The 11,608-nt window shown below is 68.4% G+C and carries 10 protein-coding genes and 1 tRNA gene; 6 read left to right on the forward strand and 5 right to left on the reverse strand.

Annotation, left to right across the window (positions count from 1 at the left end):
• Nucleotides 1–222 precede the first annotated feature (222 nt).
• Complete coding sequence (locus ACGFIV_RS12575; RefSeq protein ID WP_358551019.1) at nt 223–627, forward strand: hypothetical protein; 405 nt, start codon at nt 223–225, stop codon at nt 625–627.
• Between the two features lie 257 nt (nt 628–884).
• Here the strand turns inward: ACGFIV_RS12575 and ACGFIV_RS12580 are convergent.
• Both ACGFIV_RS12580 and ACGFIV_RS12585 read right to left on the reverse strand, forming a co-directional pair.
• Nucleotides 885–957, reverse strand: a tRNA-Arg gene (locus tag ACGFIV_RS12580).
• A gap of 197 nt (nt 958–1,154) precedes the next feature.
• Entirely contained in the window at nt 1,155–1,388 is a 234-nt protein-coding gene (locus ACGFIV_RS12585; RefSeq protein ID WP_358551021.1) for an RNA-binding S4 domain-containing protein, read from the reverse strand.
• Between the two features lie 190 nt (nt 1,389–1,578).
• Here ACGFIV_RS12585 and ACGFIV_RS12590 point away from each other — a divergent pair, with 190 nt between their 5' ends.
• Nucleotides 1,579–2,148 (forward strand): hypothetical protein, encoded by a 570-nt coding sequence (locus ACGFIV_RS12590; protein ID WP_358551023.1) that lies wholly within the window; start codon nt 1,579–1,581, stop codon nt 2,146–2,148.
• Nucleotides 2,149–2,294: 146 nt separating this feature from the next.
• Here ACGFIV_RS12590 and ACGFIV_RS12595 read toward each other — a convergent pair whose 3' ends face one another.
• From ACGFIV_RS12595 to ACGFIV_RS12605, 3 genes are all read right to left on the reverse strand, one after another.
• Nucleotides 2,295–2,951, reverse strand: a complete 657-nt coding sequence (locus ACGFIV_RS12595) for a DUF2306 domain-containing protein (RefSeq protein ID WP_358551025.1) — start codon at nt 2,949–2,951, stop codon at nt 2,295–2,297.
• 320 nt (nt 2,952–3,271) lie between these two features.
• Nucleotides 3,272–4,171 (reverse strand): aminoglycoside phosphotransferase family protein, encoded by a 900-nt coding sequence (locus ACGFIV_RS12600; protein WP_392834408.1) that lies wholly within the window; start codon nt 4,169–4,171, stop codon nt 3,272–3,274.
• 168 nt (nt 4,172–4,339) lie between these two features.
• Nucleotides 4,340–5,719, reverse strand: coding sequence for a glycoside hydrolase family 6 protein (locus tag ACGFIV_RS12605; protein WP_358551029.1), 1,380 nt, complete (start codon nt 5,717–5,719; stop codon nt 4,340–4,342).
• A gap of 320 nt (nt 5,720–6,039) precedes the next feature.
• Between ACGFIV_RS12605 and ACGFIV_RS12610 the strand changes: the two genes are divergently transcribed.
• The 4 genes from ACGFIV_RS12610 to ACGFIV_RS12625 all read left to right on the forward strand — a co-directional run bounded on the left by ACGFIV_RS12610 (nt 6,040) and on the right by ACGFIV_RS12625 (nt 11,541).
• Nucleotides 6,040–6,723, forward strand: coding sequence for a TetR/AcrR family transcriptional regulator (locus tag ACGFIV_RS12610; protein WP_358551031.1), 684 nt, complete (start codon nt 6,040–6,042; stop codon nt 6,721–6,723).
• A gap of 311 nt (nt 6,724–7,034) precedes the next feature.
• Complete coding sequence (locus tag ACGFIV_RS12615) at nt 7,035–7,955, forward strand: SRPBCC family protein (RefSeq protein ID WP_358551033.1); 921 nt, start codon at nt 7,035–7,037, stop codon at nt 7,953–7,955.
• A gap of 35 nt (nt 7,956–7,990) precedes the next feature.
• Nucleotides 7,991–9,160 (forward strand): zinc-dependent alcohol dehydrogenase, encoded by a 1,170-nt coding sequence (locus tag ACGFIV_RS12620; protein WP_358551035.1) that lies wholly within the window; start codon nt 7,991–7,993, stop codon nt 9,158–9,160.
• Between the two features lie 932 nt (nt 9,161–10,092).
• Entirely contained in the window at nt 10,093–11,541 is a 1,449-nt protein-coding gene (locus ACGFIV_RS12625; protein ID WP_358551037.1) for a multicopper oxidase family protein, read from the forward strand.
• Nucleotides 11,542–11,608: the final 67 nt, after the last annotated feature.

Consider the following 11,608-nt stretch of genomic DNA (forward strand, 5'->3'; position numbering starts at 1 on the left):
GGTAGATCCGGTCCAGCGTTGTCCTCAATCACCCTGCCTCACGCCTATGACATCGGACCTCGGAGAGGGACGTTGGAGCCTGCGCTGTCAGCTTGGGAAGTGCATTGGATCACGCCTCGTAGAGGCGCTGAGCTGGGCATTCGGCAGGTCATGAGTGACCGTGGTTGACCGCTCGTCACCCTGTCTAATGGCCGCTAATGGCACGAGCGGCAGGATGATCCGGTGAAGCTGAACGAGAAGATCGCGGCGGGGATCGCGGAGGAGTACCTGGACCGGTGGCGACGTGTCGCGCGTTACGACGAGCTCGCCGTGATGGAAGAGAACGATGACAAGGACTGGGAGAACGTCATCGGCGAGGACGGCCAGGAGTACAAAATCCTCGCCTACGTGCTTCCGCACGGCGGCGGGACACTCCGGATGGTGATCTCGGTGAACCACCGCAGGAAGGATCATGCGGCTGCTGACCCGCTGCTGCGGGAAGCGGTCATGCGCTCAGACGGCACTGTGACCACACCGGCGGATCTGGCCGAGCTGGAGGAGGGCGTGGCTGGTCCCTCCGAAACGGGTGAACGGGGCTGGATTGCAACTAGAACTGCAACTAGGAACCGGCTGTCACGGGCAGGCTGATCACAGTGATACGCGCGGTCCCGATGGGGCTCGGATCTCGTGCATGGTGATCACATCGCCTGGCTTGAGATGTCGCCGGTGTTCGAAGGTCAGGGGAAGCAATCTCACCGACCCGCACTCGCCCGGCTTCAGCGGATCACGACCTTCGACCCAGAGTCGGGCGATGCCGAGCAGAGGTTCACATCTACTGCTACACCCGAGGTTGAAATGACAAAGGGCGCTCCTTGTGAATCAAGGAACGCCCTGGTCAGACTGTGCGCGGCCGGAGGTACTCGAAACCCCAACCTTCTGATCCGTAGTCAGATGCTCTATCCATTGAGCTACGGCCGCCTGCTTGCCTGGATAAGCATAGCGGGTCTTCGTGGGTGTGCCGAACCGGTTATGGAAGCCGCTCGGCGCATGAGGGCGATGGTCCCGCTGCGGGGGGGTGGGCGCTCGCGATGCCGGGTGGGAAGTCATCGGGTGTCCCGGCGACACGAGCACCGGGAGGGAGCGACACCCCGCGCGTCTGGGCTTCGGTGCCTTTGTCAGGGGGCGGCCACCACGCGGATCTCGAAGTCGATGCCGCTGACGACCTGGCCGGCTCTGATCTTGCAGGTCTTGCGCAGTTCGACGTCGCCGTCGACCATGACGTTGCCCTCGGCGATGAAGTGCTTGGCCTCGCCGCCGCTCTCTGTGACGGAGCAGTACTTCAGCAGGTCGCACAGAGGTATGTAGTCAGTGCGCAACTGGAAGGTGTCCTCCAGGAAGTTCTCATCCACGCCCACAGCATAGGCAGACCCGCGGCGGCCGGAGAGCTGGCGGCGGTGCGAATGGGATTGATGGGCGAAAGGCATCACTACCGGACAAATGCTCTGCAAACTTTCCCGGTTCCGGGCGTGGCGGGGGCGCTCGGCGGCAATGAACCAGCCGGGTCACGCGACGTGGCCCTCGGACCTGCGGATTGAAGGCATGATTCAGCAGCCAGGGTTGTACGCGATGGGCGGTTCCTCGACGCAGGTCGTCGTGGCGATCGCGCTGACCTGCCTCGGAGCCGTGGTGGTCCTGGCGGCGCTCCTGCGCAGGCGGCGTAACCGGGCGGTGGCCGCCCACGCCCACTCCCAGCACGTCACGGACTTCACCCGGCTGCTGCTCCGTACGCAGTACGACTATCCACGCCCGACCCTGGCCGATCTGGTGCAATCGTCACGCCAGGGCGGCCTGACGATACGTCTCCACCTCGCGGGAACGCCCCGGGAGCTCCCCGACCCCGTGGACCTCGCTGGTATGCGGATCATCCAGGAGGCCCTGACCAACACGCTGAAACACGGAACGCCGAACGCGACGGTGGTCCTGTGTTACCAGCCCGACCGGGTCACGCTGACCGTCGACAACGGGATGAGAGGGAAGACGCCCCTGCCCCGGAGCCAGCACGAGGGGCTCACCACGATGCGGCGTCGCGCGAGCAAGGTCGGCGGGTCGGTGACGGCCGGGCCGTACCAGGGTGGGTGGCGCGTTCACGCCGAGCTGCCGTTCCGGTAGGCACCAGCGAAAGCCGGGCCCACGCACCTGACCAGGACAGGAACACCTGGCTTCCATGGTCACCGGACCTGGGACTTCTTGGGAACAGGGTGTAGCCGAGCGGCCAATTCCCGCCCCGCTGTCGTCGTCAGCGGGGACGAGCCTGGCTACACCTTTCCGTGTACGGGCCGGCTGTCGACGGCCGGGGAGGCGGAGGTGCGGGTTCGACCGCCCGGCCGCCTGCCGATGAACCATTCGGCGACGGCCAGGTTGATGATCCACGCGGCGCCAGAGAGCAGCGCTCGCGGAAGCTCTCCCGGCATGCCGGCGATCAGGATCCATGGCAACTGGGTCAGCGCCTGCGTGCCCGCGCCCAAGCCGATCGCGTAGCCGCGCATCATCCAGGCCCGGTGCCGGACGAAATCCCGCCGCCGCACCGCGGCGAAGCCGAGAACGATGCACAGAAGCATGCCCGTGCCGAACACGAGCCGGAAACCGGCGAGAAGATCGCCATCGCCCACGGGGCGAGGATAGAACAGTGTCATCCACAGACCCGAAGCAGCTGTGGCGAGTCCGCACAGGACCAGCAGCCGCCCGGCGGCGCGGTGCCAGCCGGGCCTCCGGCGGCGGAACCCGGCCGCGAACTGGAAGGCCCCCAGAAGGCTGAACAGGAGGGTGCTCGGAATGTGCACCAGCACGGGCAGGGGCTCCATGAAGAACCGTGCGTTGTCGGGCGTGATCGCCGCACCACCACTCAGCTGGCCCAGCCGGACGACGCCCGCGATCGCCGGAATGACGCTGAGCACCACCAGCCCGGCGGGCACAAGCCACCCTGCCCGACCGGAGGAAGCTGCGGCGTGAGTCCGTGCTCTGTTCCGGTCACCCGCGGGGCGGCTCCTTCGGGGCGACACCGTCATACTCTCATCGGTCATGACCCGATCCTCGCGAGCGAGGGGGTGGCCTTACATCGACAGAAGGGCCTGACCTGAGCCAACCGATCGTCCGGAAATCAGGCGTACTTTCGGCTGATAACCCTTCCGTTCGGGGCTTTTACATTGGTGATTCGGCGTCGGCAGCGGATCAACGCCGGGCGGGCGGTGGCTACAGCCTGTCGGTCACCTGAGGACGACGGCCGCTGTGCAGATCAGGGAGCGCCGTCGGCGAGGACCTGCGCCAGCGCGTGGGAGGCCTGGCGGATCATCCCGGGATTGGTGTCCCAGTAGTAGGGCATGGCGGCCACAGCCTGGGCGAGCGCCCAGCCTCGGCCACGCAGCCATGACGCGTCGTCGACCGCCAACTCCGCTCGGAACCGCTCGCGGCTGTGACCTGCGAAGACGTTCCACGCGGGTTGCAGGTCACACGCGGGGTCCCCCGTGTTGAGGCCGCCGAAGTCGATCACCGCCGACAGCCGGCCGTCCACGACGAGCAGGTTGCCCGGCAGCAGGTCGCCATGCACCCAGACGTCCGACCCGTCCCATGCCGGGGCGTCCAGGGACTCCTGCCACGAACGGAGCGCGGCCGCGCCGTCGACGCGGTCGCCGAGCTGGGCGATCGACCGGCGGACATGCTCGTCGGCCTCCACGAGCGGCCCGCCTCGGGCGCCAGGAGCCCGCGGCTGCGCACCGGCCGTGTCGACCTGGCGCAACGCGGTCACGAACGCGGCCAGGTCGACGGCCGCCTGATCGAGGTCGTCGATCGTGCCGTTGGCGTTCTCGCCCGGCAACCACTCGTACACCGACCAGCCGAAAGGGTAGCCCTCGGCCGGATGCCCCATCGCGAGCTGCACCGGAACGGCGAGTGGCAGGTGCGGAGCGAGCTTCGGCAGCCACTCCGCCTCCTTCGCCGCTTGCGCGGTGGCCCATCCGATGCGCGGCAGCCGAGCGACCAGGTGGTCACCGAGCCGATAGATGTCGTGATCGGTGCCATACGACGCGACCGGCTCGACCGGCAGATCGGCCCAGTGCGGGAACTGGCCCGCGAGTAGGCGACGTACCAGTCCGACATCGGTTTCGATCTCATCGGCATGCATCTTCGTTGCGCCCATGCGCCCGCATCATCGCGGACGAGGCCTACCGCGGCAACCGGGTTTCGACGCCGGCGGCGGTGTTCCTGGGGAGATCGGCCGTGTCTTCGAGGTCCGCGATGAGCTTGGGCTTTCACGGCCGTCCCCGAGCCTCCGCGTGGCGCGCGGGGGCTCGGGGACGGGTCTGCTCTAGGAGGCCGTGCAGACGAGGGGGGACGGGGTGGCGTTACCGGATCCGTTGCCGAGGAAGCCGAATGTGGTGGTTCCGTTGACCGGGACGCTGCCGTTCCAGTTCAGGTTCGTGACCGAGACGCTGCTGCCGCTGCTCGAAAGGTTGCCGTTCCACAGCTGCGAGATCGTCTGTCCGCTGGAGAGCGTCCACTGGACCTTCCAGCCGCTGATCGAGGCCGTGCCGGCGTTCTTCACCGTGACCTCGGCCTGGAAACCGCCCTGCCACTGGCTGGTGACCTTGTAGGTGGCGGTACAGCCGACGTTGCCCGTGAACGTCGGGGTGGGCGTGGGAGTCGGAGTCCGGGTCGGAGTAGGCGTGGGAGTCGGGGTCGGCGTGGGGGTCCGGGTCGGGGTGGGGGTCGGGTTGCCGGTGGGCGGGGGCGCGGCGACGGCCAGGTCGTACGCCCGCTGCGGCACGAACTGTCCCGCGGGGCCGATGCAGCCGTCCGACTCGCCCGGAGGCTTCACCCAGAGGAACGCGTCGACCGCGGCGTCACCGGTGTTGGTCGTGCTCCAGGTGCCCGTGGCGCGGCCGGCCGGGTCGCACCACTCGCTGCCGGACGGGCCGTTGCCGTTACGGCTGGTGTCGATCACCGCGTGCAGCCTGGAGACGCCGGTCGAGGAGATGATGCTCTTCGCGTACGACACCAGGCCCGGGGTGGCCCGGTAGTTCGAGGTGTTCAGGGCGATGCCGTCGGCGCTGTTGGCGACGTCCGCGCCGTTCAGCCGGGACGCGGCCTCCGAGGGGGAGAGCCACGCGTCGTGGCCGATGTCGAAGTAGACCTTGACCTGGGAGGACGTCCCCCTGAACTTCTTGCCGGCATAGGCCATGGAGGCCTTCACGCTGGCCTGCTGGGTGGAGTCCATGCAGTTCGTCATGATCGCCAGAGCGTCTGGCTCCAGGATGATCGTCGCCGGGCGTCCGCCGAGGCCGGCCGCGATCTCGTCGATCCAGGCGCGGTACGCCGTGTGGTCGGGCGCCCCACCCGCGCTCGCGCCGCCGCAGTCACGGTTCGGCATGTCGTACACGACCATGATCGGGATCTTGCCCGCTGCCGCCGCCGCGCCGACGTACGTGTCGACCTGGCCGCGCACGGTGGTGGGGTTGTAGCTGGCGAACCACCGGCCCTGGGGGACGGCGGCGATCCTGTCCCTGATCACCGCGGTACGGCTGTCGCCGGGGTTGGCCGCCACCCATTTGGCCGCGTTGGTCTGCGGATCCACGTAGAAAGCGGAGTCGGCGGCCTGGGCGGCGGACGAGGTGAAGACGGCCGCCCCCGTCGCGGCCGTGGCGGCCAAGGCGGCGACGGCCGCCATCAAGGGCCTTCTGCGAGCCATGAATTACTCCCGTCCGGTACGGTGGGAGCGCTCCCACCAATTTCCCGGATCGTAGGTAGCCGCCAACGGTCCCCAGAAGGGCTTGATTATTAAGGCCGGGCTCTCAACTTAATAGCCGCAGGCAGGGCATGTCGACGCCTCATGTGCCAGGTGAAACTTTCATCACGGCACGCCGGGGCCCATTGTGACGCGGGTCTTCGACGGTCGGTGACGGGGCCGGTACTCATCGCCGATCCTCGGGCGAGGAGTTACAGCCTCATCGATTCGCTAGACCATACACTCACCTCTGTCGAACACGTCGAAAGCCAGGGAGGAACCCGGTGGGCGAACACCCGGACGGCGCGGGGCTGCGTGGCCGGTTCCGGGCGCAGGTCCGTGACGACGTCAAACGCCTCGCGCTGCGTCAGCTGGCCGAGAGCGGCCCGCAGGCCCTGTCGCTGAACGCCATCGCCAAGGAGCTCGGCGTGTCCGGGCCCGCCCTGTACCGGTACTTCGCCAACCGGGACAGCCTGCTCACTGACCTGGTCATCGACGCGTACCGCGATCTCGCCGCCGCGCTGGAGGCCGCGACCGCCTCGCGCGAGGACCCGGCCGCCCGCCTCGTGGCCCTCGTGCACGCCTACCGCGCCTGGGCGGTGGCCGAGCCTCACCGCTACCGGTTGCTGTTCCGGGCGCCCCTGCCCGGCTACGACGCGCAGTCCGAGCAGCTCGTCCACGCGTCGCAGCTCGCGATGAACGTCGCCGCCGGCGTCATGTCCGACCTCACCCGCACGGCTCCTCACCCCGTGCCGGGCCCTTTGGGGCCCCAGCTCGAACAGTGGGCCGAACGCCGCGGCCTGGCGGGGGTCACCGCGACCGCCGCGCTTCAGGCGACGACCCTCTGGGCTCGCCTGCACGGCTGGGTCACCCTGGAGATCGAGGGCAACTTCGCCTCCATGGGCCTCGACCCCGCCCCGCAGTACGACGCGGAGGCCGACGCCGTGATCCGCCCCTTCACCGTGTGACCGCCGCCGCGTCTCAGGTGACATCGCGCCCCTGAGAGCAGATCAACTCGGGTGAGGGTAGCGGATGGACGCCATGGCCTTGGCAACGTAGTCAAAGCGAAATGTCATAACCCATCCATAAAAATGGCGGTTTGTCCATGATTATGGGGATTTGTGTCGTCGCAAGTCGGAGGGGGTACGGGCCCTGGAACACGACAAGTTTCACCGCCGGCGGTAAGTGATCGTCAGGCCGCGCCGCAGGCGGCGAATCGGCCCCGATCACCGGTCGAGCCGCCGGTGGACCGAGATCGAAAAGCACATGTGGGGTTCACATGAGCGAAGAGTACGAGCGCAAGACCGACCGTCTCGCCGGAACACTCGGCTGGGCGAGCCTCGGCCTCGGGGCGGCGCAGCTCGCCGCGCCCGGTCCCATCACCCGCCTCGGCGGGCTGGACGACTCGCCCCAGGCCCGGGGCATCGTGCGGGTGGTCGGCGTCCGCGAGCTGTTCCACGCGATGGTCCTGCTGGGCGGCCGGAGACCCGCCCCCTGGGTGTGGACCCGGGTGGCGGGCGACGCCATGGACCTGGCGGTCCTCGGCCGCGCCATCGCCGTACGCGAGGACTGGAGGCGCCGTCGCGTCACGGCCGTCATGGTGGCGGTCGCGGGACTCACGGCCGTCGACCTGTACACGGCCATGCGGGCGAACCGGCGCGGGCCGAGCACCGAGCCGGCGGGCGTGAGGGAACTGCACGCGGCCATCACGGTCAACCGTCCCCGCCAGGAGGTGTACGAGTTCTGGCACGACTTCGAGAACCTTCCGCGCTTCATGGCGCATCTGGAGTCGGTGGAGGCGATCGGGGGCGGCTACTCGCACTGGAAGGCGATGGGGCCCGCGAGGAAGCGCATCGAGTGGGACGCCGAGATCGTCGACGACCGTCCGGGAGAGCTGATCGCCTGGAGGTCCACGGAGAGCGCCACCGTCCGTAACAGGGGCGCCGTGAGCTTCACCGACGCGCCCGGCGGGCGCGGCACGGAGGTGCGGGTGGAGATCGAGTACGACCCGCCGGGCGGCAAGGTCGGGCTCGCCTTCGCCAGGCTGCTCGGCGAGCACCCCGAGCAGCAGGTACGCGACGACCTGCGCCGGTTCAAGCAGGTCATGGAGACCGGCGAGGTGGTCCGTTCCGAGGGAAGCCCGGAGGGCGTCCGAGCGCTGCGGCAGGCCGTGCAGCGTCCCGCCCAGCCCGTGCGGTGAGACCGTCCCGCAGCCCGCGACGTGAGGAGGATCCCATGAAGGCCAACTGCTGGATGGGCCGGAACACCGTCGAGGTCCGGGAGGTCCCCGACCCCAGGATTCTGAACTCCCGAGACGCCATCGTCCGCATCACCTCGGCCGCGATCTGCGGCTCCGACCTGCATCTGTACGACGGCTTCATCCCGACCATGGAGAGGGGCGACATCCTCGGCCACGAGTTCATGGGGGAGGTCGTGGAAGTGGGCCCGGATGTGCCGAACCTGCGGGTCGGCGACCGGGTGGTGGTCCCCTTCCCGATCGCCTGCGGAAACTGCCTCGCCTGCGAGCACGGCATGTACTCGGTCTGCGAGAACAGCAATCCCAACGCGGGCCTGGCCGAGAAGCTCATGGGCCACGCTCCCGCGGGCGTCTTCGGCTACTCGCACATGCTGGGAGGCTTCCCGGGAGGCCAGGCGCAGTACGCGCGCGTGCCGTTCGCCGACGTGGGGCCGATCAAGATCGAGGACGACCTGCCGGACGAGCAGGTGCTGTTCCTGTCCGACATCTTCCCGACCGGCTGGATGGGCGCGGAGATGTGCGACATCAAGCCCGGCGACGTCATCGCGGTCTGGGGAGGCGGCCCTGTCGGCCAGTTCGCCATCGCCAGCGCCTTCCTGATGGGCGCCGAGCGGGTCATCTGCGTCGACCGCTTCCCTTACCGCCTCCAGATCGCCGCGAGCGCGGGTGCGGAGACGCTCGACTACGAGGAGGTCGACATCCCGGACGCGCTGCGCGACATGACCGCCGGCAGGGGCCCGGACGCGTGCATCGACGCGGTGGGCATGGAGGCTCACAACCCCATCGCCGCCGTGCACGCCTACGACCGGGCCAAGCAGGCGACGCGGATGGAGACCGACCGCCCGTACGCGCTGCGCGAGGCCATCCTGTCCTGCCGCAACGGCGGGATCGTCTCGGTGATCGGCGTCTACGCCGGTCTGGTGGACAAGTTCCCGATGGGCTCGTTCATGAACCGGTCCCTGACGATGAGGACCGGCCAGTGCCACGTCCAGCGGTACATGGAACCTCTGCTCGGGAGGATCCGCGCCGGGGACATCGACCCCAGCTTCGTCATCACCCATGAGATGCGGCTGGAGGACGCCCCGCGCGGATACGAGATGTTCAAGCACAAGGAGGACGGCTGCAACAAGATCGTCCTCAAGCCGTAGCGGGCTGGGCCCGGATCGCCGGTACGGACGCGCGGCGGCACGTCCACGATCGACGGCCCCGACCAGGAGGGCCATCGCCGCGGCGCCGAGCGACCCGCCCAGCACCAGCGGGATCCTCGGACCCCTGCGGGTGATCAGTATGGCGCCGGCAAGGTCGGCCGCGAGGTTGCCTCGCGGCCGGCCACCGCGTCCCGTGGGACGAGCCGTCCTTACGGCCCAGCATGACGATGCCGCCGGCGCATCCGAAGCCTTTCTCCAGAGAACCGGTCACCAGGGTCAGCGGATTGAGGATTGAGCTCGCCGATATGCGGCTTGACGTACCCCTCACCCTTGTCCCCCAGACGGAAATGGCGTGCGGGTCGTCGAACCACAGGAAGAGCCCGTATTTGTCCTGCAGCACAAGAAGCTCGGGAAGGTTCCCCGCCCCGCCCATCGAGTAGGCGCCGTCGGCTATATACGCGACCCTCGGATGATGAATTCGCGCCGTCCGCCGAATCGGTCGGCGCGCCGCCAGGGCCGTTTCTCACAAAGAGGTCTGCCAGGCCGGGGGAGCAGATGAATGCGGCGGACATGAGATCGACCGGCTCGCCTGAGCCGTCACGGCCCGCACCGCGTCACTTCGAGCGAATAGAACATTTCTGCCTTCGAGGTTATCGCAATAGAGGTACCAGCCCCGTTCGATCGATGTCAACAGCGCGCGTTTAATGCCGGACGTCGCCGATAGCGAATCGCGTCGGGGTAGGGGTTGACAGGTCCTCGCCCGAATCTAGGGGTTGCCACCGAATCGCGTCCTTTGAAATGAAAGGTGAGCAATCTGGAAGAAGACGCGCATGAGACGCGGGTGCGAGGTTTCTGTTGGCGAACATCTCGCCCGGGGGTGCGTCGCGGGTCGCGGGGGACCTCGCCCCGGCTGTGCACTGATTGGGGTACTGATGCTGAACCGACGACGATTACTGGCGCTCGGTGCCGCCGCCGGCGGAGCGATGCTGCTGCCGTTCACGAAGTCGGCTCCGGCCGGCGCGAAGGGCGACGAGCCCCTGAGCAAGGAATATCTCCTGGGCAACCGGACCGCCCGCACCGTACGGCCGGCCCTCGCACCGTTCACGACTCAGATGCCCGTCTCGACGGTGCTCCAGCCGACGCAGTCGGCCGGCGTGGACATCTACAGGATTCCCATCCAGGCGGCCAACGCCCAGATCCTGCCCGGCGTCCAGACCCCCGTGCTCACGTACGGCGGCCAGCTCGTCGGCCCCACCATCCGGGCCAAGACCGGGCGCCGGGTGAAGGTCATGTTCCAGAACCAGATCGACATGCCGGCGAACGTCCACCTGCACGGCGGCCACGTGCCCGCGGTCAGCGACGGTCACCCGATGGACGTCATCCAGCCCGGCCAGGCGCGCGTGTACGACTACCCGAACACGCAGCAGGGCGCGACGCTGTGGTACCACGACCACGCCCACCACATGGAGGCCGAGCACGTCTACCGGGGCCTGCATGGCATGTACGTGATCGAGGACGACAGCGAGAAGTACCTCGGCCTGCCCTCCGGGGCGTACGACGTGCCGATCCTGCTCCGCGACGCGGAGTTCGACGCCAGCGGCGCGCTGGTCTTCGCCGACCCGGCCAACCGCACCACGATCCTCGCCAACGGGAAGGTGCAGCCGTTCTTCCCGGTCGCGGCGCGCAAGTACCGGTTCCGGTTGCTCAACGCCTCCAACGAGCACGTCTTCCAGCTGAACCTCGGCGGCCAGACGATGACGAAGATCGCCACCGACGGCGGGCTGCTCCCCGCGCCCGTACAGGTGACCGAGCTGGCGCTCGCCTCGGCCGAGCGAGTGGAGGTCGTCGTCGACTTCTCCCGCTACCCGGTCGGCACCAAGCTGGTGCTCTCCAACGGCAGCGACCCCGTGCTGAGGTTCGACGTGGTGCGGCAGGCCTCGGACAGCAGCCGCGTCCCCTCTGTGCTCCGCGCGCTTCCCGCCCTTCCGGCCGCGACGGTCGTCCGGGACGTGGCCATGAGCTTCGACCTGTCGGGCACCGACCCCGTCGGCATGATCAACGGCAAGGCGTTCGACCCGAACCGGGTCGACTTCCAGATCAAGCGGGGCAGCACCGAGATCTGGAACATCATCAACGCCGAGACCTTCCCCCTCGACCACACGTTCCACCTGCACCTTGAGCAGTTCAGGGTGCTGCAGCGCAACGGCGGCGCGCCGCTGCCGCAGGACGCGGGCCTCAAGGACACCGTGCTCGTCCCGCCGGGCGGGTCGGTGAAGATCCAGGCCACGTTCCGCGACTTCCTCGGGAAGTACATGTACCACTGCCACTTCCTGGAGCACTCATCGATCGGGATGATGGGCCAGATGGAGATCATCCCGTAGACGCGCGGGCGAGGGCCCCTGGCGGACGGATCAGGGGCCCGAGCGCGTGCGCCGGCCGCAGGCACCG

The organism is Sphaerisporangium sp. NPDC049003 (assembly GCF_043197795.1).
Classification (GTDB): Bacteria; Actinomycetota; Actinomycetes; order Streptosporangiales; family Streptosporangiaceae; genus Sphaerisporangium.